14 protein-coding genes are annotated in these 23,243 nt (G+C 65.2%); 1 reads left to right on the top strand and 13 read right to left on the bottom strand.

Features of this window, described 5'->3' with window-relative positions:
* Nucleotides 1–355 precede the first annotated feature (355 nt).
* The 13 genes from DESTE_RS09645 to DESTE_RS09590 form a co-directional block, all read right to left on the bottom strand.
* Nucleotides 356–3,781: a glycosyltransferase family 9 protein gene (locus DESTE_RS09645; protein WP_035067254.1), complete on the bottom strand. Its 3,426-nt coding sequence runs from the start codon at nucleotides 3,779–3,781 to the stop codon at nucleotides 356–358.
* Between the two features lies 1 nt (nucleotide 3,782).
* Nucleotides 3,783–5,051, bottom strand: coding sequence for a nucleotidyltransferase family protein (locus DESTE_RS09640; RefSeq protein ID WP_035067252.1), 1,269 nt, complete (start codon nucleotides 5,049–5,051; stop codon nucleotides 3,783–3,785).
* A 16-nt stretch (nucleotides 5,052–5,067) separates the two neighbouring features.
* Complete coding sequence (locus tag DESTE_RS17980) at nucleotides 5,068–6,021, bottom strand: glycosyltransferase (RefSeq protein ID WP_156925314.1); 954 nt, start codon at nucleotides 6,019–6,021, stop codon at nucleotides 5,068–5,070.
* A gap of 41 nt (nucleotides 6,022–6,062) precedes the next feature.
* Nucleotides 6,063–6,275, bottom strand: a complete 213-nt coding sequence (locus tag DESTE_RS17975; RefSeq protein WP_156925313.1) for a hypothetical protein — start codon at nucleotides 6,273–6,275, stop codon at nucleotides 6,063–6,065.
* 357 nt (nucleotides 6,276–6,632) lie between these two features.
* Nucleotides 6,633–7,823 (bottom strand): class I SAM-dependent methyltransferase, encoded by a 1,191-nt coding sequence (locus tag DESTE_RS09630; protein WP_035067248.1) that lies wholly within the window; start codon nucleotides 7,821–7,823, stop codon nucleotides 6,633–6,635.
* A gap of 60 nt (nucleotides 7,824–7,883) precedes the next feature.
* Nucleotides 7,884–9,359, bottom strand: coding sequence for a radical SAM protein (locus DESTE_RS09625; RefSeq protein WP_035067246.1), 1,476 nt, complete (start codon nucleotides 9,357–9,359; stop codon nucleotides 7,884–7,886).
* Nucleotides 9,352–10,374 carry a glycosyltransferase family 2 protein gene (locus tag DESTE_RS09620; RefSeq protein WP_035067245.1) on the bottom strand — a complete coding sequence of 341 codons (1,023 nt, stop codon included), beginning with the start codon at nucleotides 10,372–10,374 and terminating at the stop codon, nucleotides 9,352–9,354. Before DESTE_RS09620 ends, DESTE_RS09625 begins: the two co-directional genes overlap by 8 nt.
* A gap of 47 nt (nucleotides 10,375–10,421) precedes the next feature.
* Nucleotides 10,422–15,404 (bottom strand): FkbM family methyltransferase, encoded by a 4,983-nt coding sequence (locus tag DESTE_RS09615; RefSeq protein WP_035067244.1) that lies wholly within the window; start codon nucleotides 15,402–15,404, stop codon nucleotides 10,422–10,424.
* A gap of 127 nt (nucleotides 15,405–15,531) precedes the next feature.
* Nucleotides 15,532–16,278 carry a TylF/MycF/NovP-related O-methyltransferase gene (locus DESTE_RS09610; protein WP_035067243.1) on the bottom strand — a complete coding sequence of 249 codons (747 nt, stop codon included), beginning with the start codon at nucleotides 16,276–16,278 and terminating at the stop codon, nucleotides 15,532–15,534.
* Nucleotides 16,275–18,245 carry a cytidylyltransferase domain-containing protein gene (locus DESTE_RS17210; protein ID WP_051384408.1) on the bottom strand — a complete coding sequence of 657 codons (1,971 nt, stop codon included), beginning with the start codon at nucleotides 18,243–18,245 and terminating at the stop codon, nucleotides 16,275–16,277. Before DESTE_RS17210 ends, DESTE_RS09610 begins: the two co-directional genes overlap by 4 nt.
* The gene (locus tag DESTE_RS09600; RefSeq protein ID WP_035067241.1) at nucleotides 18,242–19,420 is read right to left on the bottom strand and encodes a glycosyltransferase; all 1,179 of its coding nucleotides are present in this window, start codon (nucleotides 19,418–19,420) and stop codon (nucleotides 18,242–18,244) included. Before DESTE_RS09600 ends, DESTE_RS17210 begins: the two co-directional genes overlap by 4 nt.
* A complete protein-coding gene (locus DESTE_RS09595; protein WP_035067239.1) occupies nucleotides 19,420–20,637 on the bottom strand; it encodes an N-acetylneuraminate synthase family protein in 1,218 nt (405 codons plus the stop codon). The genes DESTE_RS09600 and DESTE_RS09595 overlap by 1 nt, the downstream gene beginning before the upstream one ends.
* Complete coding sequence (locus tag DESTE_RS09590) at nucleotides 20,634–21,311, bottom strand: winged helix-turn-helix transcriptional regulator (protein ID WP_035067237.1); 678 nt, start codon at nucleotides 21,309–21,311, stop codon at nucleotides 20,634–20,636. The genes DESTE_RS09595 and DESTE_RS09590 overlap by 4 nt, the downstream gene beginning before the upstream one ends.
* Before the next feature lie 605 nt (nucleotides 21,312–21,916).
* Here DESTE_RS09590 and DESTE_RS09585 point away from each other — a divergent pair.
* Nucleotides 21,917–22,906 carry a hypothetical protein gene (locus DESTE_RS09585; RefSeq protein ID WP_035067235.1) on the top strand — a complete coding sequence of 330 codons (990 nt, stop codon included), beginning with the start codon at nucleotides 21,917–21,919 and terminating at the stop codon, nucleotides 22,904–22,906.
* The last annotated feature ends 337 nt before the right edge of the window (nucleotides 22,907–23,243 follow it).

Here is a 23,243-nt window from a genome sequence, read left to right as displayed (position 1 = left end):
AGTTCGAGCATGTGGAAGGACGACTGCCGGGTTTGACGGGTGGACGTTCTGTTGGCGGCGCGGGCTCAAAAGGCCGACGTGCCCGGAATCTCTCCTTTCAAGCCCTGTTCCCGGGGCGCATTTGACGCGCATCGTTACTGTATCCGCACAGGATGAGAGTTCTCCCGCCGCAGTACAGGGGAGGAGCGCTGCACACGCAAGCACCGAAATGATTGCCCGCGCATTGCGGGGCCGCCGCGTCACGCCGGCTGCGGGGCACTGCCGAAGGGAAGCAGGGCGACAACGGGACCAGTGGGACCAGTGGGAGCAGCGGGAGCAGCGGGGGCAGCGGGTGCAGATGCTGCTCCGTTACGCGTCACCGGGAAGGGTCATCTGCGCATACGGGCGTACACGGGCGCATACGGGTGGACAGGTGCGCCTTCGTTACGGGAATCACTTCCGCAAAGTTGATCTGCGCCTGCTCACCTCGCCATGCAGGCTGCTCCTTGGCCTGTGGCCAAAGCGTATGTCCTTGAATGAAAATGCGCGGTTTCACGCTTTTTGTCCGAAGCGTTTCCGCAATGCTGAAGGACAAGACTTCCGGCAAGATGCCAGAGACGCAATAAGCGCTTGGGTAAGGGCACTTCCAGTTGCATTGATAGCATGAAAGAGGAACGGAAACTACAGATGTAAGGTTGGAGTAAGGGAAAAATCTTCCAAAATGGCCGCCGCCGAGAAGCACAATGTTCGGAATTTTCGCTGCGCAGGCGGCATGCGCACCAGAAGAGTCCGAACCTACGTAGAATGCGCATTTTCTGATGATCGCTATCATCTGGCGCACGGTGGTCTTGCCAACGAGCCTGAGGGTTTGGCCGGGAAAGCCAGCACAAAAGGTGTCCTGGCCCTGCAGGGCGTCGGGACCACCAAGCACGACGGCAGTATGGTCCGCATAGTCTTCAAGCGCCTCGCCGAGCCTGGGGTAGCGTTTGTGATAGTGGAGCGCTCCAGGAAAGACGGCGATAAGCTTTCGGCTCTTGGCGGCCAGGAGCAGTTTTTCTGCTGCTGCCTCATCATCCGGAGACAGCCATACCTGAGGATGCAGGGGCTCGCGGGTATCTGCGCCCAGTGCGCGCAGCAGGTCGTTGTATCTGTGAAGCTCGACGCTTTCCGTAGTGTCAATAAAATGCGTGTAGGCGCTGGTGAACGCATTGTGGAACTCGTGGCGGACATTGCACATATCGCCACGGAACGCGATCCTGCAACCTGCAAGGCACTCCGTTGCGAGCAGGTCTGATACGTAGTCGCGCGAAAAGACGGAATTTATGGAGAGGTCGTAGTGAGTGGCCCGCAGCCTTTCAATGAGAGCCTTTGCCGCAGTGTGGTTATTGGCGATTTCCTTTTCTTCAAACGGGATGACTCTGTCGATATGAGGGCAGTGCTCGTATAGTTCGGCAGAGCCCTTCTTTGACAGCAGGTCGATTTGCGAGTCCGGAAAGCGGTTGCGGATTGCGGAAAGTGCTGACGAGAAAATGATGCCGTCGCCAATGGCATCGGCGCGGACAATAAGTATCTTGCCATGGTTCGAGGCGCAGGGTTGGTATTGGGCTTCGGCGCCTGCATCTGCCGGGACTGCGCCATGTTGCGCGGCCTTCCGGGGTTCAGGGCAGAGCGCGTCACTGGTTCCGTGAAAGAAGGTCGTGCCATTGTGGGTGACGGCATTTTTTCTGTACGGAGAAAGTGCGTCGTTTTCAGAATTCGCAAAGGCCCATATCCCGTTTTGCGTAAGCAGGGTTTTGCACTTCCTGATGTCAGGCGCGGTCAGTCCGGAAGTGTCTTCAATGATCAGGAGGTCGAGTGGTGTTTTCCACCGATCGAGGATATCGCCGAGTTGACCTGTCACAGTGTGAACGACAGGGACTTGCGCGTTTTGCCGGGGCAAGGGAAAGGGCGTGTTGTCAGTGGTAGCCACATGAATGGCTGCCCTTTTTTTTCTGAACAGTGCGCCCACAAGTTTGGGAATCTCGTCAGTCACGGGTTGGGCTATCAAAATGGAGCAGGGAGAGGTGGCGGTTTTCGCGTGTACGTAGAGCAGTTCGTCGAGAGTCTTGGCTTCGGAGGCGGCGTCTTCTTGCGGCATGGCAGTGCCAGGGGAAATTTTCATGCGCCATGCGGCGCCATCCCTGAAGTGCAACCGCAAGATCGGGATACGGATGTTGCCATAAACATGATGCAGGATGCACGCGCGGTGCTGCCCGTCGCGTATGTAGGGTTCATCCCCGTGAAGCGTGATGAACTCTCCATTGTAGGGGTAGCCATTCTTCAGGATGGAATGAAAGAGTGTTTCGAAGTTGTGCGCGTTGTGATGCTGCAGATCTTTAGCCGTGTTGTGATACGCCACGTATGCTTGCGTATCCCCTTCAAGGTAGGCGTAGGCCGTGGATTGCGGAATGTCCTTTGCTGTCCACCGAAGTGTGGGGCCGTCTTGGGTGCAGGCGACGACCTTCAGGTCGTTCAGGCGCACATGCTCGATGGAGGCGCCGGTAATGGCGTGGGCAAGGGGGCCTAGTTCGCGGGCATAGGCATCGGGAAGGCTGATCTGGCCTTCTGTTGCGGGGGGGCGCTTGGGGCCAAGGGCCGCAAGGGCGGTCTTGAACTGTTGGCTCAGGCTCAGGAAATCGCGCATGGTGAAATCAAGCCTGATGTTCCTCCAATGGATATGTATTGCTTCGCCGATGTTGTCTTCTATCTGAAGGCGTGTATTGCAAAAGAAGGGTGTTGGCGAGATTTCAGCGTGAGAAAGTGCAATGACGCCAATATTGCTTCCGTGGGCATTGAAAGAAGTTTGACGTGGGGCAGGCGCTGTGATTTCAGGGAATTTTTCTGGGCCAAGTGAAGGAATGGTGACGGGTTTTACGGTATAGTTTGTGTTGAGTACTGTGTTTACCATTTGCACATAGCGATGCACCTGGAGATGCCCGTTCAAAATGAGCGGAGCAGTATTGAAGTCTTGGCTCCTTGCGATATCCAATGCATCACCAAGACGTTCTTCAAAGTCTTCAAGTGATCTACGGAAAAACACCGCAGCGTTTCCGAGTTCTCCGAGAAGACCATGGTCGGGAGTGGGGGTTGCCAGGGGAATTCTGTTGAGTGCCCATGCTTCAAAGTTTCTGATGTTAAGGTCGTCTATCAGCGAGACATTGAGCACGACATGGGCATTCTGGATAAGTCTCATGTACGGATCACCAGAATCTACTGGCCCGACATGGTATCGCAACCGCGTGCTTTTGAGCGTGCTGTGGATGGCATGCGCAATGGCGTTGCGGTTGCCTATGTTGTACGGCTTGTGCGGAAATGCGATATCAAGATTCCTGGCTTTGTTGGCGGTAAGGATGAGCTGGATCAGTTCGTCAGTTCCAAACCGCACAAAGCAGCAAGGCAGCCACTCCGTCATGTGGGCCGGAAAGAATTTTCGATATGGCGAGTGCGAGATGAAAAGTTTGTCAAAAAAATGCTGGATGTTGCGCTCGGCTGGCCACTGGTGGTGCGAGTCGAAGCTCCAATACGCCTTCGGAGTCTTGATGGCGTCAAGTTTGAGTTCGGCGAGGCGCGAAGGGTTGCTGCCGAACATGGCCATGATCACAAGATCGGCGTCGCGGGCTTCGGTATGAAGCCTCTGGATGTCATGTTCCGACATCTCTGCCAGCTTGGGGAGCACTACAAACGAGAGTGGTGTATCTCCGGAGACGCGCTGAAAGTCTTTCTCGGAGATATACTTGCCACTGATTACTATCTTTCTTGGCATTTTAGTACTCGCTGAAGCGTAAATAGAGTTCAGGAAGCATTTTTGTTGCTTTCTTCTTTATCGTATCCAGTGCTACTTTGGAAAAGCTGAATACGATAGACTCCAATTCGTGAGCAATCGTTGAGCTGTCCACTATGTCCAGAAGTTCTTCGAGGGCGGTGCCGTATTCGTCTGATATTTCACCTTTGTCAAAGACTGCATGACAAAAAATATGCAAAAAAAGGTCGTTTGGGTGCGGAATATAGTGCCAGATGTCATTTGTCAGTCTTTTACGTTCAAAAATTAGGTTTTGCAGGGTGCGGTTTATTGCCACTTTCTCATTGTTGTTCGGGCTTGTGTAATAAAGGCCGTTTACCACATCAATATGTATATCAAGGCTGGCGATTTTATAGTGATTGTGAGGAGATGCGCCGTACAGCATGGCTGTGCCAGATGTTCCATCCTGGGTGTGCGTGAACCCAAGTTGCAGAAAAGCGGTATGCGCTCTCGTGAAATCATCCTTATGGATGAGTATGTCTATGTCGTTTTCAAGGGAGCAGCGGAGGGGAATGTCTCCAAAGTTTCGCAGTACAACGTACCTGATATCCGACTCTATGAGAGCTGCGAAGGTTTGTTCGAGGGCACGTCTTTTGGCGCTTGTCAGCGCGAGTACGTCCTTGTCGTCGTTGTTTATGATCAGCAGGGTTCTGTGCCGGTCATAGTACTGATAATTGTGGAATCTTGAGAAAACCTGTTGATATGTCCTGCCGCTGGGGAATTCTGGATTGTTCTCCCGGCATGAAAGAATGTCGTGCCAGATGATGAAGCCGTTTTTCTTGACCAGAAGTCTTGCTATTTCCGCGCAGTCAGTCCTGTATCCGGCCCCGTCAACAAAGGCGATGTCGAAGTGTCCTTCGCCAAAGCGGGCAAGGGGGTCCAGCATGTATGGGTGAAGAGGGTTGTAATTGTCGTGCACTATGTCGTGGCTGACCGGTTTCTGAACGTTGAAGGGCACAAGGCTGAGGTCGAGCCTGTCTGCATGTTGCGCGAACTGCGCCTTGTATTTTTCAAACCATACGCCGTCGCTTTCGTAGCTTGCAACCTGCCGGACTTTGGGAGAGGCAAGAAACAGCTCGGTATTCTTTCCGGGTCCCCATTCCAGGACGTTGATTCCGTCGGGTAATGCGTCAAGGAGTGTAGTGATGACGGGAGAGAACGTATGGAATGTGTTGTCGCGGAAGGGAGGGGCGTCTGCGATGCGTTTAAGGAGATGCTCGAGGGTGTTTTTCACGGTGTGGTCCGGTTTTCTATTTCAAGTTGCTCAGCCACGGAATGAATTGTTTCTGGAATATGCTCCAGGTGCAATGATTGTGAACGTGAACTGCTCCATGTACCCCGATATTGCGGGCGGAAATATCATTGTCCAGGCTTAGCATTGCCTTGGACATGTCTTCCGGTGTGTCGACAATGATGCATGTGTTTTCGTTGAGCAAAGTGGAGAGTTGTGTGTTGTCGATAAATTTTCGTGTTACAATCAGCGGCTTTCCCAGTGCGAGGGCTCGCATTATGGTGAATCCCGGAGCGTCCGTGTCCTTTATGTGCAGGACGGCGATGGAGTTTGCCATTTTCTGGTAGACTTCATCTTCATTGCCGTATTTGCCCATATTAAGCATGCCGTGGGCATTGCGTTGCCCGTAGAAAAATACGCTTTCTTCGCCGCCACACGCGTTGTATATGGATTGCGATTTCTTTATGAAATCATACGATGCGGGGTATATTTCTTGTATTCTGTTGACAAAAGATGCAAATCCTTCGTGATGTGGTGATGAAGGGATTGTTTGGTAGTCTGGGTATGCATCACAGAAGATGCCCTGCCAGTATATTTTATTGCGTGATTTTGATGCACAGTAGGCCGGATAATTTGCAGTCCAAAAATTATCCATGTGATACTGCGGAGGTGTTCCGGTGTCTCCGTTCCCGCAATAAAATATGATCTTTGCGTTTATGTGGTGCTTTTTTGCGTAGGATGTCCAGACGTTATAGTGAAATGGCGTAGTGACAAGTATCAAGTCCGCATCGGAAACTGATTTTTTGCTGTCACAGAGTTCCATATGCAACGCATCTGCTATCCAGTGCTGCTGCGATATTCTGTCGAAGCCGTCAGGGTCGGACATTGCTTTTTCAATGTTGAAAAAAGCAAACTCGTTTGCTCCCATCAGCCCGACAGTCCACCCAAGTTGCGAGCCGAATATGTAGCTCATCTGCTTGAGTAGATCATAGTGGAAATTCGGAAAGATTATTTTCATATATTTTTGTAACTGCGTAATTTTCTTTCAGCTTCTATAACGGATATGGCAATTTCCCTGAACTCATCTTCGGTGAGCTCCATACGAAACGATGGTGTTTGAATGTGTATGATATCCTCCTTGTCTCCTTTGTTGAGTTCGATATTGTAGAAGCTGTTATTGTTGTCTTGTAGAAGTGCTTTCCCAAGATGGCGGATCAGATCTCCCATGGTTTTCCCTTTATGGTTCGGATGAAACGCGGCGCTTGTTGGGACGCCATTTAACATGCTGAAATTGTGGTGTTTCCGTGGCGTTGAGGGCGTGGCCTGGCCGCAGGTGCGTGTTGCCTATCCCTTGTGCAATGTCGAGGAGACATCACGCAGTGTCATATTTCAGGTTCTTGGCGTTGTGAGTTTGACAGAAGTTACATGACGCAGCGTTTATATGCAAATGTCGTGCTGTGCGATGTGGGCATTGGTGGGAGACGCTTGCCGTATGCCGTGCGGGCGCGTCCGGCGAGTGTTTTTTGCGAGGCCCGTAACGCGATGCCATGTCGGTTCATCAAGTGAGAGGGGGCAAGGAGGGTCCTACCCCCGCCGCGCGTCGAACACGCTGATGTAGTGCGGGCCGCGCCCCCCGCGCGAGCAGGCGTCGATGTAGGCGCACGATGCGGCGATGGTGGCGTCGAACAGGGGGACCAGTTCCGGCATGCGGCACACCTCGCCGATGTAGGCGCGGGTGGTGTCGTGGAAGAAGGTGGGCGGCAGGGGCGATTCGCCGTGCAGGTACTTCAGCGATGCCAGGGTGGTGTTGGCGTAGACGGCGGTGTCGAAGCCGTGCGCCCGGCAGCGCGCGGCGATTTCCACGGGGTGGAACAGGTGCTTGTCTTCCGCCGTGCTCTTGTCGATGTCCTGGCGGCAGTAGAATTCCACCATGCGCCGGAACAGGTCCACCAGTTCCAGCTGGCGCGGGGTCACTTCCACCCCGCGCGCGGCGGCCAGCTCCGGCATCTGGGCCACCAGCACGCCCATCAGCAGCAGGGCCTCGCGGCAGGGTTCCTCGAACACCAGGTGACCGCCGGGCCGCAGCACCCGCGCCGCCTGGGCCAGAAAGGCGTCCACGTCGGCCACATGGTGCAGGGTGGCGCGCATGGCGATGCACGACAGACTGGCGTCGGGAATTTCCTGCATGGCGTCGCCGGAAAGGATGCCCAGCCGGACGGCGCCGGGGCCGGACATGTCGGGGACCGGTATGCGGGTGCAGGACATGTCAGGAGCGGACATGTCAGGAGCAGACATGCCGGGGGCGCGCATGCCGGGGGTGGCCTGGGCGTCGTCGCCTGCCTGCCACGCCACGCCGTGGGCGTTCAGCCGATCACCCAGAATGCGCAGGAAGCCCGGTGAGGTATCGGTAAGCAGCAGCAGCGGAAAGGGATTGTCCACCGCAAGGCCAAGGCTCAGGTAGCCGAAGCCGCAGCCTATCTCCAGCGCCGGGGCGGACATGTCCGCACCCGTGGCCCGCAGCAGGGCCGCCAGCCCCTGCCCCGCGTCCAGCGGGGCGGGATCTTCGCCGTGGTGGGCGGTGTAGGCGGCCTCGTCATGGAAGAACGGGCGGGCATCGCCCAGCAGCAGTATGCCGTCCTGGGTGCGCTGGTCAGCCAGCCATGCAAGGAAGGGTCGGGCTGCGCCCGGTGATGCGCTCGGGGCTGCTCCGGGGTGTTCTGCGGAGCAGGGGGCGTCTCCGGTGTTGTCGTTCCGGGTGCTGCGATCCTGTGTCATGCGGGCATCTCCTGCGCGCGGGGCATGCGGAAGGGGTGAAGGCCGGGGGAGCGCAGGGCGTCAGGCATGACCGTGCTCCAGAATGTCGGCGCAACGGGTCAGTGCGGGGTCGGGATGGGATGCCGCCAGCGCGCGCAGCCGGGCCAGCGCGTCCGGGTCGGGCGGCAGGGCGCGGGCCTCTGGCTGGTGCAGGGCGGCCAGTTCCACGGGCAGCCTGCGCTGGTCGGCGGGCAGGAAGAATTCGCCAGGTGCTGCGGCCAGGATGCGCACCACCCAGTCCGGGGCGTTGCGCAGGATGCCGCGCACCTTCTGCACGAATTGCAGTTCCTGCGCCACCGGCAGGGGGCAGCGGTCGCACACCGTGCCTGCCGAGCCGCCGGTGCCGGAAAGATTTTCGCCTGCGCGGTCCTTCGCGCCATTTCCCGCATCGCCCGCCGCAAAGGCCGCGCGCGAGCGCAGAAAGGCCGGGGCGTTCCACGCCGCGCTAAAGTCGGGGTACGCGTCCAGCCGGGTGAAGTCGTCGTCGGCGTCGGTGGCCACGCAGCACGGACCGAACGCCCCGTCCGGGTAGATCATGCCGCTGTAGTACAGCCAGTCGCAACGGCGGCGGGCCTTGTCCTTTCCACCGCGTCCTTCTGCCCCACTGCCTTCCGCAGTCTCCTCCGCCGTATCGACCGCCGTGTCCACAGGGGCGGGCGCGGGCGGCATGCCGTCCGCCACCAGTCGCTGCACCAGCGTCTCCCGCCGGGCAAGGCCCGCCTCGTAGGCCGGGCCGGAAATGGGCTGCCCCGGCATGGGGATGGTCATGGGGTGCACCCCCTGTTCGCCGGGGTCGCCGGGTGGCAGGGCATAACCGGGAAAGAATTCCAGCAGATCCAGCCCCATGTCCGTGGCCATGGCGCGGGCCGCGTCAACCTCGTGCTGGTTGTGGGCAAACAGCAGAAAGCGCCATTCCAGCAGGGGAAATTGCAGCCCCATTTCCCGTTTGCGCCGGGCCAGTGCCGCCAGGTTGTCCATGACCAGCCCAAAGTCGCCCCCGCGCCGATATTGGGCATAGGTCGCCGCGCTGGCCCCGTCCACGGATGCGCTGAGCATGCCGAGGCCGGAGCGCAGCAAGGCCTCCTGCCGGGCCGGGGTCAGGGGGACGCTGAGGTTGGTGGAAACCACGGTGAACGCTTCTTCCCCGGCGGTGCGGGCCAGGTGTTCGTGCAGGCGCGGGTGCAGCAGCGGTTCACCGGCGCTGAAGTACCAGGCCAGGAACAGGTCCGGGGCCACGTCCGCGGCCAGCCGTTCGTGCAGGGCGGCGTCCATCAGGGAGGGTTTGCGGCGGATGGTGGCGTTGCCCACGGCGCAGTACGGGCAGTGCAACTGGCACAGGGTTGCGCAGTCCACGGTGAGGTCGAAGGGGTGGTGCGCCACGCGCGCGACCCCGGCACGGCGGGAGCGCAGGACCAGCAGGAAGTTTGCATACTTGCGCGCCTCTCGCCGGGCATCGCGCACGCGGGGCAGGATGTGCGGCAGGGCCAGGTCACCCACGGCGGGCCTCCTCGTCGTCTGACAGGGGCGGCGGCGTGGCCGCGCCGTTTCCTTCCGTGAAGAAGCTGCGTTCCTCGACGGTAAGCACCACGCGCTCGGCCACCGGGAGCGGACCGCTGGCAACCTGTGTGCCGTCCGAGGCGCCCGCCCTCACCATTTCCTCGCGCCACGCGCCGGGCGCGGCGGGTTCCCGTTCGCGCGCCATCAGGGTGAGCCGTTTGGAATGCTCCAGCAGCCGGGCAAAGCGCCCCGGCGCGTGCAGGCCGTTTTCGCGCCCTTCGTGGCTGCGCACCGAATACAGGGTGTGCGGTACATGGACAAAGCGTGCCCCGCCAAGGGCAAAGCGCAGGAAGCATTCGTGGTCGTCGGCGTCGGCGGTTTCGTCAAAGGGGCCGAAGCGGTCGTGCAGGGCGCGGCGGTACAGCTTGGCCACGCCGCACAGGTACCAGTCGCGGAACGACGCGTCGAAGGAATGCTCCGGCAGGCGGAATTCGCGCAGGATGCGCAGGTCGTCGTCCACCACGAACATGTCGGCGTAGGCAAAGTCGGCCTCGTCGTCCCGCAGCGGGCGGGCCAGGGTGGAGAACAGCTGCGGGTGGCAGATGTCGTCCGCCGGGACAAAGGTGCAGTACTCGCCCGTGCACTGGGCAAGGCCCCGGTTGTAGTTGGCGGTGGAGCCGCCGTTGGCCTCGGCCCGCAGGAACACGATGCGGCGGCCCGTGCGGGCGTAGCGGGGGTGCACGGTGCGCTCTATGGCGTCCGTCTTCGCGTCGTAATGGCAGGCGTACGAGGCGGTGGCCCCGGCCACGTCACGCAGAAAGCGCCGGATTACCGCCACGGAATCGTCGGTGGAGGCGTCGTCGGTGATGACGACTTCCAAGTTGGGGTAGTCCTGGAACATCAGCGAATCGAGGCAGGCCCCGATGTACCGCCCATGGTTGTAGCTGGGCACCACCACCGAGATCAGCGGATGGCCGGAGCGGGTGGCGGCATGGAGGTGTTGGTCCGGGTTCATGGCTGCTCCTTGCTCATGCCTGTGTCTGGCTCATGCCTGTTCCTGGCTCATGTTCGTTCCTGGGCGGGCGGTGCCGCGCTCTCCACGGTATCCCCCCAGGATTTTTCCGCATCCGGAAGGCCGTAGTAACTGGCCCGGAACGGCACGGGGTAGTCCCCGGCGCTCAGGATGGCGTGCGCCAGTCCTGCTGGCGGGGCTGCGGGCGTGCAGGCCAGCAGGGCGGCGTTGATGGCTGCCGGGTCGCGCATCATATCCACCGGCAGGCGCAGGCCGTAGTCCCACGCGGCCATGCGTTCGGCGGGCGCGCCCAGGTCGAAGGTTACCGGATACAGCCCGGCCAGCACCGCCTCGGACAGGGTGTAGGACCATGTTTCGGGCCACACGGCGGGCAGGAAGGCCTGGTGGTAGCCGCTCGCCCCGTTTTCGTCCGTCCCGTTCCCACCTGCAGGGACCAGCAGGCCCGGCAGTTCGTCCGCGTCGTAGCGGCCCGTGATGGTCACCCCGAGATCGTGCAGCACCTCGTCGCGGTCGGTGTAGCCCACCACGGTGAAGTGCAGCGGCAGCCCGGCCTCGCGGGCGTGGCGGGCGCAGGCTTCCAGCACGTGCGATCCCTTGTGCGGGCCGATGGCTCCGATCACCGCCACCCGCAGCGCTTCGCCGGGTTTGCGCGGGGTAGGGGCGGCGGTGATCTCGGGTCGGGGCATGGCCGTATGGGCCATGACCGCTTGGGACAGGGGCGATGTTTCCGGATGGGGCCGCACGGTGATGCGCGCCGCACAGGCGGGAAAATGGGCAGCCAGCCGCCGCGCCGTGTCGCCGCTGGGCGTGAAGATGGCGCGCGCGTCGTCCAGCAGCGTGCTCCATGCCGCGTGCCAGCGCACGATGTCCGTGTTGCCCAGTTGCGGCGTTTCCGCAGCGATGCAGGCCCCGCAACGCCACGGTGCGCCATGCGCCTTTCCGCCGTCATCGCCCTGCGCCGTGGGGCAGGGATAGCCGTCCGGCCCGATGCAGGTGATGCGCGGGCACAGGGCGGACAGGTCGTGTGCGGTGACGTCGCAGGGGATTTCCAGCAGTCGGGCCATCAGCGGCAGCAGTTCCGGCGTGGCGTGGGGATATCCGGCCAGGTTGTGCACGTGGATGTGGGCCACGCGCAGTTCGGCCAGCACTTCCAGCAGCGCGCCGAAGTCGGGCGGCAGGTCGAAGGCCAGATTGGGCAGGTGCAGGGGGCCAGCGCCGCAGTTCTGGCCAGCGCCGCAGGCAGGGGCAGACCCATGCGCGGAGGCAGGCAGGTTCAGGGTCCACACGCAGCCCGCGTCGTTCCCGCGCGGGCGCAGCACCAGCGCGGGCGTGCCTTCCGCCGCCAGCCGGTCGCACAGGTCCTGCACGTGGCGTTCGGTGCCGCCACCCCAGTTGTGGGTGACCATCAGCACCGGGCGGACTGTGTCGGTGCCAGGCGTGTGCGCCGTAGTTGTGCCAGACGTGTGCGCCGTGGCGGGAAAGCGCCGCGCCAGCGCGCCGCGCAGCCGGGCAAGGTCCAGCGCCCGGCGGGCCGGGCGGGCCGGGTCCGCCGCGCAGTGGGCGGCCACGGTGCGCAGATAGTCGGGATACATCCGCTGGATGGTCGCAAAGGCTGCTTCCTTCAGCGGTGCGGCATCATCTCCGAATGACATCTCGCCCGCGTGGCGCACGAAGACATCGGCGGCCAGCAGATGCTGCCAGCCCCGCGCGGCGGCGCGCATGCAGAAGTCGTTTTCCTCGCCGTAGCCCCTGCCGAAGGTGGCTTCGTCAAAGGGACCGGTTTCCGTCAGGCAGGACCGGCGGATCAGCATGCAGAAGCCCACCGCCGTTGGAATGTCCACGGCTACTCCGGCGTTGACCGTGGCGGCCAGCGCGTCCAGCGCGGCGGAGTCCAGTTCCAGCCCGGCGCGGTTGTCGCGCTCGGTCACCGGGTAGCTGCAGATGGTGGCGTTGTTGGACAGCGGGGTGACGCTGCCCGCGTCGGGCCGGGCGGTCAGGTGTGCCGCCATGCGGGGCAACCAGCCGGGAAAGACCACGGTGTCCGAATTCAGCAGCACCACGTCGCGCTCCGGGTGCAGGGCCATGCCCGTGTTGACCGAGGCCACGAAGCCCCGGTTGGCCGGGTGCTCCACCAGTTCCACCAGCCCCAGCCCGGCAAGGCGGCGCAGGGCCTGCGCCAGTCCCGGTTCCGGGCTGGCGTCGTTGATGACCACCACGTGGGCGCGGGGCGCGGCGGCGTCTGCCGGTTCAGGGTCGGCGGCAAGCACGGAGTGCAGACAGGCCAGGGTCTGGTCCGTTCCCGCGTACACCGGCACGATGACGTCGATGACCGGGCGCTGCGGCGTATTGTCTGATACCGCAGAAAGCGTTGCCCGGCGCGCCGCCAGTCCGGTCCAGATGGTTGCATCTGCAATGTCGGGCGGGGCGGGCCACGGCTCGCGGGTGTCCGGCTCGTCGATGGCCGGGCGTTCCGGAGCGGTGGCGTCCAGCGCGGCCAGCAGGCGGGCACGGGCGTCTTCCGTGACTGACGAAACTGTCGGGGCTGCCGGGGCGGTCGCCGTTGTGCCCTCCATCCCCGCCGTCCCGGCCAGCAGGGCTTCCGCCGCGCTGGCTGCCGTGCGCAGGGTGGTGATGCGCCCGTGCTGGCGGCCGGAGCGGGCGTTGGCCGCCACGCAGTGTTCCTCCGCCCGCTTGCGGCGCAGATCGGACAGGGCCAGGTCCAGCCGCACGGCGGCGGGGACGCGTTCTTCCGGCTGGCCGTAGGCGCGGGTTTCCAGCAGGGCGCGGGCAAGATGGGCAGGGTCGCGGATTTCCGTGCCGCAGGGCGCGGGCAGGCTGCCGTCTTCCAGCCGTTCGCGCGGGATGCACAGCAGCGCGCCTTCTTCCGCCGCGCCGAACACGTTGCGGCTGGCCCCTCGGAAATTGGCGGGGTTGAAGGCGGGCAGGCGCAGGTGGAACACCGCGTAGTCCCAGGCCAGCGCCTGCCGTGCGCAGGGCCAGGCCCGCGAAAAGCCGGGGCATTCCAGATGCAGCACCGGGCGGCAGGTTCGGATGGTGTCTGCCGCGCCGCGCAGGATGGCGGCCTCGTCCCCTTCGGCGTCAACTTTGATCAGGTCCAGCCGTCCGCCAGTACCCAGCCTTTCCGGCACGGGCAGGTGCAGGCCCAGCCCGTCGATGGTCAGCAGGGGAACTTCGTCCGTGGGGTGGGTCGTGTCCTGCGGTGCGGTGTCCGCATCCAGCAGGCGCACTGCGCCCAGATTCTGCCCTTCCGGCGCGGCGATGCGCGGCACCCGCGCCGAGCCCGCCCGTCCCGCCGCCCCGGCCCGTATCGGGGTGACCACGTCCGCAAGGCCGTTCACGGCCACGGTGCGTTGCAGCAGGGCGAATACCTCTGCCTGCGGTTCCAGCGCGGTGACGTGGCCGCCCGACCCGACTGGCCCGGTCCCCCCGATCATGCGGGCAAAGGCCACGGCGTGGGTGCCCACGTTGGACCCCACGTCCAGCACGCGGCCCCCCGCAGGCACGTAGGGGGCCAGCGCGTCCAGTTCCGCCTGCGCCCATTCGCCGTAAATGGCCAACGCCATGCCTACCGGGCCGTCGAAGTCGAAATGATGGATGACGCCCTGACGGCACGGGGTGGCCATAACGTGGTCTTCGAGGTGCGGGGGCAGGGTGCCGGTACCGGCGGTGCCTGATGTCATGTTGCCGGACGGGGCGCTCTTTGTCGGGGCGTCCTGCGTGGCGGCCACGTTGGCTCCAACCGTCGTCATGCTCCGGCCTTTGGGCCGCTCGCCCGCGCCCGTCGCACGGTCCCCGTTGCCACCGTCCCCGCCGTCGCCACCTTCCGGTGCATCGTCGTACAGGAACAGCTCCAGCGGCCCCACGGTGAACAGGTCGCCCTCCCGCTCAGAAGGGTCGAAGCGGACGGAGCGCAGCACCCCTTCGCCGCGCATGGCCGTTTCCACATCGGCGCGGGTGAAGCCGTTCATGTGCGGCACGGAATGCAGGGTGCGGTCGGCGTACACGGCGCCGCTTTCCTCCAGCCGGAAGTAGGCCTTGGCGAAGTTGTGTTCGCGGAATTCGCACAGGTTGGCCGAACGCACGTTGACCATGGCGATGCGTTGCACGGCCACGTCGGGCAGGCGGTAGGTGATGCCGGGGTCGCCTGTGACGGCGCGGAACACCGGCTGGATGGCGTCCACACTGCCGTCAAGGCAGCTGGGCAGCGCGACATTCGGGGATGCGCCGGGATCGCCCCCCGCCACGGGCACGGCGTTGGCGATGTGTTCCGGCCACACCAGCAGGTGGCGCAGGGGGCGCGTCTTGCGCATCTCCGCCGCGAAGGAAATGCCCGATTCGTCGCGCAGGTTGATGTTGCTCAGCTTGGGGTCGTCCGACGCGGCGCAGGGGGTACGCCGCGCGGTAAAGCCGCATTCCGCCGCTGCCCGGCGCAGGCTGGTGAAGTCGTGCAGCCAGCGGTGGCCGCCCATGCGCAGGCCGGTGTTCACGGCGTCCATGCCGTTGCGGCAGCGCATCACGTCGGCGAAATAGTCGCCGCTGCCCACCAGTGTGGCGGGGTCGAAGCGCTGCCCGTAGGTCCACAACTGGCCGATGTCCGGGGTGAGCAGCCGGGCCACGCCGCCGGGCCGTAGCAGCACGTTCATGGAGCACAGGATGTACAGTTGCTCGGTGAGATAGAAATGTTCGATGACGTCTTCCGCATAGAAGGCGGCCACCTGCCCGGCAAGGCGGCGGGGCCATACGTCCAGCAGGCGGCATTCGCGCACCCGTTCGTCGTGGGGCAGGAAGTCCAGGTTCACGAAACCGTCCAGCACCGCGCCGCCGCAGCCCAGATGTACGTGAGCCCCGGCGGCGTCCGCACCCTGCCAATCGTCGTGCGACCAGGCGAACCACGCGGCCAGCCGGGGATTGCAGCGGGACAGGCCCGCCATGTCTGGTATGGCGGCGGTATGGGAAGTGTCGGCCATGATGGTGTCTGTCGTGCTGGTCATGCGGGGTGGTGTCCTGCAGGTGCGGGCGGTTATGTGCGGCAGCGGACGGCGCGCGGGTCAGGGGCCGGTCTGGTCCGGTCTGATTAGGTCTGGTTCAGTCGGGGCAGGGGCGAGTCCGGTGCCTCGTTCAGGCGCGGGGCTTCACGCCCATGCGGCCCGTGTAGTCGGTGCGGGTCAGCAGCGGCGGGGTGCCCCCGGCGCGGGCAAGGTCCGCGAAATAGGCGTCCACGGCGCGGCCCACGCCAGGAAAGTGGCCGTAGTCGTCGATGCACAGCACCCCGCCCGGCGACAGGCGCGGGTAGAGGTGGGTCAGTTCGTGGAGTACCGAGGCCGCGTCGTCGGTATCCAGGTGCAGCAGGGCGATGGCATCCGGCAGGGGGCCGCCGGGAATGGTGGTCTGCACCGGGCCGCGCAGCACGTGCAGCCGCTGCGCCGGGTAGCCGGTGCGGGCAAAGTTGGCCATGGCCAAGGGCAGCACGTCGTCCTTGGGGAAGGCTTGCAGGGTTTCGCCGGTGATGGAGGCTTCTTCCACCCCGTCGGGGAATCCCCGGAAGGTGTCGCACCAGAAAAGGTCGCGGTCCGTTTGCCCCAGCGCGGCCAGCACGGCGGCGCAGAAGCAGGCCGAGCCGCCCCGGTACACGCCGCATTCCAGCAAGGCGCCGGGCACACTGGCCGCATCAACCGCATCAGCCGCATCAACCGCATCAGGGGCCGTGATGTGGCGCAGGGCCAGGTACAGGGCGTGGAAGCGTTCCACCGACAGCAGCGAGGCGTCGCGCCACGCGAAATAGGCGTCCCAGAACAGCGCGTCGGTGATGTCGGGGTAGCGGGGGCGCGGGTCGCCCTGTTCGGCGTTGATGGATACGGCGTTCACGAGGCGTTTCCTGTGGCGGCTTGGGGCGTGATGTCGGGGTGCCCGTCATGGGTGGCCAGGGCCATGCCCCGTGCGGCGTCGAGGTGCGAGGCCACCAGGGTGGCTTGGGCGCGGCCCATGGGGATGGGCTGATAGCCCAGAGCGGGGGATTCCGTGGAGGCGGACATGCCGGGGGCGTCATCCGCACCGTTGCCCCCCGCGCGCAGCAGGGTCAGCGCGCCGTCGCGGCACAGCACTTCGGGCAGGTCCTGCCGCCGGGCCGGAACGCCCGGCGCGGAAAGCACGGAGCCTGCGCCGTCCACCTGCTTGAGGTGGGCGGGGTGGACGGGCGCGGGCGATACGGAACATGCGGGCAGGCCGCATCCGGCGTTTGCGGGGGCAGGGGCGGTCCGCGCCGAGCTGACGAAGTCGCGCAGAGTGTCCGCATCCAGCAGGGCGGCCCGTCCGTCGATGCACAGGATGTCCCGCCCGGAACATTCGGGCGCGGCGGTGGTGCGGCCTGCCCAGAGAAGGGACCAGACCGCGCTGCCCACTGCAAGGTCGCCAGCGGCCAGCAGGGGTACCGGCCATGCGGCGCGACGTTGCGCGAGAGATTCCGGCAGGGGCAGCAGGTCCAGCCCGTAACGGCGGGCCACGGCGCGGGCCATGGCCCCTTCGCCGCACACGGCCAGCGGGGCATGGGGCAGCGCGGTGCGTACCGCGTCCAGCACCCGGCACGGCGCGGGAATACCGGCGATGTGCAGGTACGGGCCGTCCGTGTCCTTGGCGCTTTCGGATGTGTTCATCTCATCCGATTGATCGGTTTCATCTGGCCCGCCCGGCCCTTCGGGCGGCAGCACCACCACGCAGGCAAGGTCGGCAGGGGCCGTCATGCTCCCCGCATCGGGGATGCCGTGCGCGGCCACGTCCGCCGGGGTGCACGCCGGAAACGGGTCGTCCCCGTCCAGCAGCAGGCGGCAGGTGGCGAGGTCCCACGGCTCGTCGATGTCCACGCCCTGTCGGGCGGACAGTACGTGGGCCATGGGGTCCGCCGGGGGCGCGGGAATGTCGGTCATGTGCTGCCGGAACCACGGCTGCACATGGTAGTACGGGCGGTTGCAGGTGATGGAAAACGCCCCGCATTGCAGAAACCGTTCGCCGTCCGGGCTATCGGTTTCCGGCCCGCTACCTTCCGCCGGGGTCGGCCCGCCGTCCACATTCCGAAGGTTGCGGAAATCCGGGGTCAGGAATTCCAGCGATACGGCGGGCAGCCGGGCCACGGTCTGGAGCGCGGGGCGGTTGGCCGCCGCCAGCCTGTCCACGGCACGTTGCATTTCGTCCGGATGCAGGCAGGGGTGGGTGGCGGAAACGGACAGCAGAAAGTCGGGCACGCGCCGCTCCACCAGCAGCATCCACACCTGCGCGAAGACCCAGGCGTCCAGCGGCGATGCCTCGTCCGTGGCCAGTTCCGCCGGACGCAGGAACGGCACGTCCGCCCCGGCGGCGCGGGCCGCTGCCGCGATGTCCGGGCAGTCGGTGTTGACCATGACCCGCGTGACGGACGCCACAGACCGGCAGGCCGTCACGGCCCGCGCGATGAGCGGCACGCCGCCCACCGTGCGCAGCGCCTTGCGGGGCACCCCGCGCGAACCGCCGCGCGCGGCAATGACGGCCACCACGTCCCAGTCCGCGCGCGGGATGTTCACGTCGCGCCGGGCCGGGTCGCACAGGCGCTGGTGGCGCACCTGTCCGCAGCCCATGATCCAGTCGTACAGGGTGGATGAGGGCAGGCCGTGGGCCAGCACCCGGCGTACGGCGCTGTCCGCGCGGCCCAGCCACGATTCCGTCACGGCCAGCACGCACTGCTCGGCGGGCATGGTGGCCGGATCTGGCAAATGGGCAAGACCGGGTAAGTGGGCAAGACCGGGCAGGGGGGCCAGGTCCGCCAGATCGGGCTGCACGGGCGCAAGGGGATGACGCGCGCTCATGCCCGACCCCCAGCAGCAGGTGCAGCTTTCGCGGCGGCGGATGGAGTAGCGACGGGCGCAGCCCCGTCACCCCGCGCCGCCTGACGCCGTGCCGCATGCACCACATCCGGCAGGGTCACGGCAAAAAATCGTTCCGCCGGGGTGTCCAGCGCAAGGTCCGGCTGCCGCCAGTCGCGGGCGGCGGCCACGGGATCGCGCGCCATATCTGCGTAGGCCGCGCCGTAGGCGGCGGCAATGCGCTCCGGCTGCCAGTGGGCCTCCATCCACGCGCGCGCTGCGCGCCCCACCTCTTGCGCGTCTTCAGGATGGTCAAGCAAGTGTCCCAGCACGTGGGACGCATCCTCCAGCCGCACGTCGATGAACGGGCAGGCATCGGTTTCCGCCATGCGGGTCAGCACGCGGCGGCAACGGCCATCCAGATGGGCCAGCACCGGCTTGCCCTGCGCCAGACCTTCCAGCCCGGTCAGGTGGCAACTGCCCGTGACAAGGTCATCCACCACGATGCGGGACAGCCGTTTGGCGGCAAGGGTGGCGGCCAGCGGCGTCTTGTGCATCAGGTGCCAGCTTGCTCCGCGCGGCAGGCAGGCGGCACGCACGGCGGCTTCGGCCTCTGGCCGGGCCTTGGTGTTCCAGCGGTCGGCCCAGGCCGAGTGCAGCCGGGTGGGGGACAGGAACACGTCGTGGCGCAATGGGCCGTGCAGGGCCGGGTCGTGCGGCAGGTGATCCGCGTCGTGGATGGGCAGGGGGTTGGGCACCACCCGCGCGCGGGGGTAGCAGCGTTCCTGAAACTGGCCCACCACCAGCGCAGGGATGGGCTGGGCCAGCAGCGCGGCGGGGGTGATGCCCATGCGGCCCGCCACCAGCCCCGGCTCGCTGTGGAACTGGCGGATCACAAGCGCGCCCCTTTCCGTCAGCGCCCGGAAGTCGATGGGGGCGAAGTGGCGCGAATCCAGGTCCAGATAGTTGTGAAAGTGCAGGATGTCGGCTGTTTCCGCCAGTTCACGGGCAAGGCCGGGCGTTTCGTCGAACACCACGTCCTGCCCGAAGTCCTCGCTGCCGTAGCGCGTCAGGTCCACCAGCCGGGCCGTGCAGCCGGGCAGGTGGGCGTTCAGCGCCCGGACAAGGCGCAGCGGAGCGCCCGCCAGCGGGGTTATGGCGAAATGGACGACGCGCATCACGCGGCCCCGGCTCCGGCCCCAGCTCCGGCCCCTGTCCCGGCCCCGGAATCCGGCCCGCTGTCGCCGCCGTCCTGTCCTACCTCTTCATTCCCCCCGTCCCCCGCTTCTCCCGCATCGCCGGTCTGCACGGGCATGGCCAGCATGTCGGGCAAAAGCTGCCCGTCGCGCGGCAGGTCCACGGTCAGGGAATTGCCGATCACCGCGTCCCACAGTTCCGGCGACAGGCCGTCGCCGGGGCTTTTGACGGTAAGGTCGTCCGGCCTCAGCACCGTGCCCGCCGTCAGGTCGCGCGCGGCAACCAGGCTTTTGCGCAGCTTTACGGCCATGGCCGCCTCGTGCGGGGTGACGCGCTTTTCGGTCACGCCCATGGCCCGCTCCACCTCGCGGATCATGCGGACCATGCAGGCCAGATCGTCCGGCTCCAGAGAGGCCTGATGGTCGGTGCCGCGCTGGGTGCGGTCGAGCGTGAAGTGGCGTTCCACAAGGCACGCCCCGCGCGCCACGGCGGCCACGCTGGGGCCGATGCCTCGCTCGTGGCCGGAATAGCCCACGGGCAGGCCGTAGCGCAGGGCCAGCTGGTCCATCACCGGCAGGGCGATGTCCGCCTCGTCGCAGGGATAGCTGGAGTTGCAGTGCAGCACCACCACGCCGCCCCGGCTGACGGAAAGCTCGGCCACGGCCCGGTCCACCTGGGCAAGGGTGCTCATGCCCGTGGACAGCACCACCGGCAGGTGCAGCGCGGCCATCCGGCGCAGCATGGGCACGTTGACCACGTCGGCGGAGCAGACCTTCAGCAGTTCCACCTTCAGGTCGGCCAGCACGGCAAGGCTGGGCGCGTCCCAGGCAGAGGCGAAAAAGACCATGCCCAGCGATTCCGCCAGTTGCTTCAGTTCCGCGAACTGGGCGGCGGAAAGTTCCAGCGCGTCGCGGTGTTCGCCGTAGGTGGGGCCAAAGCTGTTGGGGCCGCCGTAGGCGGCACGCGCGCCCTCGGTGGTGAGCAGGGCGGAGGTGTCGCGTTTCTGGAACTTCACGGCGTCCGCCCCGGCGCGGGCGGCCTCGCGCACCATGCGCCGTGCGGTTTCCATGTCGCCCTGGTGGTTGTTGCCCACCTCGGCCACGACGAAGCACGGGCAACCGGGACCGATGCGCCTGCCGGAGGCCAGGGTGATGCAGGGGGCGGCGGTGCCGTCCGGAATGTTGGCGGGTGCGTTCATAACAGCACGACGACCTCCCGCGCCGATTCGGGCATGCCGGGCATGGCCAGCAACTGCTGCTGGATGGCGCGCTGGTGCGCGAACGAGGCCACCACCACCGCATCCACGGCCAGTTGGCCTGGGGCGGCCAGCAGCGCCGCCGGGGGCTGCACGGCGTGCCCGTGGAAGGGGGTGCCGTGCTTGGCGATGTCGTTGTCCACCACCATGGTCACCTCGAAGGGGGTGCCCTCCAGCGCGGCCAGCACCACTTCGCCCGTTTCGGCAGCGCCGAAGAGCGCGATGCGCAGCGGGGTGGTGTGAGGGGAGGGCTGGGCCCCGGCGTTCTGCGCGTCGCGCCGTTCCGTCAGCGGTTCCAGCCGCCGCCGCACCAGTTCCTTGATGGAGGCGAACCCGCGCACCATCTCGGCGCAGTACTGTTCCATCATGTTGCGCCGCGCCTCCTGCCCCTTGTCGGTCAGCCGGTAGGCAAAGCTCTTGCGGTTCACCGGGGCGAACTGGACCATGCCTTCGCGGTGCAGTTCCGCCAGGTACTGGTTGACCATGGCGCTGCTGGTGCGGCTGAACCGGGCCAGCTGGGTCTGGCTGAGCCGTTCGTTTTCGGTCAGCGCCTGCACCACGGACAACAGGCGCAGTTTCTTGGACGGACGGATGTAGTCCTTGCCCTGGAAGAACATGAGGCCCCCCGAAAAATCGTTCAGTATGTTTATGATCGATTTTGGCAGGCCAGGGAGGCTGTGTCAAGCATGGTGCGGAAAATTCACGGATGGCGCGGTCTGGCGGGCCATGGGCCATGCCCGCGCAGGGTTGCGCCAGGGGGCAGGTGCGCGGGCAAGGGTATCGAACGGCAGGGCAGCCGAAGGGAAGGCCACCGTCATCATGTCGCCCCGGAGCTGTGGCAATACGAACATTCACACGGAATGTTGCCGTGCGCCTGTAGCCATGCGCCTGTAGCCATGCGGATGCCGCCAGGCCCCGGCGGAGCAGTGGGCTAATGACGGGGCGATCGGCACCGGCGGCACGGCCCGGCCACGGCACCGGCGTTGCATGCGCGCGGTGCGGCGGCGGGTTTTGCCGGGTGCGGAGTGGCGCCTCACCGAACCCCGGCCCCGTTGGGCAGCGGTTATCCTTGACGCACGGCGGCTTCCGGGGCAGTGCTCATGAACGCGCGGCGCAGGGGCAAGGCCCCGCTCGGGGGAGTTCAGGCCGCCGCGCGCGAGACACCACGGACGCACGATCTTTCGGGGCATGCCACGCGCCAGGGCATGTTGCAGGAGCATCAATGGCATTGTTCGGCAAGAAGGACGAGGAGCACGCGACAAACCTGGTGTTCCAGCAACTGCGCCTTGCGGCGGACCGCCGGGCGCGGTTCTACGTGGTGGTGCGCACCCGCGACGGCAAGCAGCATTCGCTGCCCGGGCTCATCGAATCGTACGAAGGGCCCACCCTGCTCATCGACATGTCCAGCGGGGTGCGGCTTTCCTCGGCGTGGAAGGGGCAGACGGTGGAATGCTACTTCCGCATCGTGGCCATGGCCCCCCAGCGCACGGAACAGCACTTCATGTTCGCCTCGCGCATTCTCGACATTCGCGCCCTGTCCACCGGGCTCATCGTGGAACTGCAAAAGCCCGCCGCCATCGAATCGGGCCAGCGCCGCCGCAGCGTGCGGGTGCGCCCCGTGCCGGAACTGGTGGGCCTGCTGGACGTGCGCCGCGACCAGTCGCCCGACGACGGCCCGCTGCCCCTGGCCGCGCTGGACGGCTACCAGCGCATCATCGGGGTGGTTGCCCAGAATCCGCTGGAGGGCGAGGCCCTTGCTGCGCCCGCACCTGCCCCTGCTCCGGCCCCTGCTCCGGCCCCTGCCCCGCCCCGGGCCGCCGTGGCCGCATCCAGCCCGGCCAGCGACCCGCAGCCCGCCCTTGTGGACGTTTCTGCCGGGGGGCTGCGTGCCTGCATTGCGGCCCGCGCGGGCGAGGACGGCGAAAAGGGGCCGCTGGCGCGCGGCGACAAGGTGGTGCTGCGCGCCATCCTGCACTGGCCTGGCGGCGCGCATCAGCCCCTGGACGTGCTGCTGAAGGCGGAGGTTTCCACCCGCATGCACACGGGCAGCGTGGCCGGCGGGGTGGACGTGGGCGTGGAGTTTCTGTTCGACGGCAAGATCGACGCCGACGGCACGGTGACCTGGGTGCCCGTGCGCGACGGGGTGTACCGCGTCGCCCAGTGGGTGAATGCCGTATATATGGAGTACATGCGCAAGGTGCGTGCCCAGTAGAAGCGCACTGGCCGTTCCGCCGCCCGTGCGTGCGGCCCCCGCTCCTGTCTTCCGAGGTTCTTCAGCCAGGGCCGCCGCACCCGTGCAGGGCGCGGCGGCCCTGGCATGTTTCGCCTACAGGCTGATTTCACGGCACATTTACGTAGCGCGATTTGACAATATTCGCACGGCGCGCAGCTTGACGCACCTGCCGCCGGATGGTCTACAGGACTGTCGGTCTCATTACTCTGGATAACGCATCGTGGGCATCACGATCGTCGCGGGTGCTGGCCGGACGGCCACGGGACGGGCCGTCCGCACCGGTCCTGATCGGTTCCGCTTGGCCCGCGCGGCGTCA

The sequence above is a fragment of the Nitratidesulfovibrio termitidis HI1 genome (assembly GCF_000504305.1).
Classification (GTDB): Bacteria; Desulfobacterota; Desulfovibrionia; order Desulfovibrionales; family Desulfovibrionaceae; genus Cupidesulfovibrio; species Cupidesulfovibrio termitidis.
This window is presented reverse-complemented; position numbering and strand designations above follow the sequence as displayed.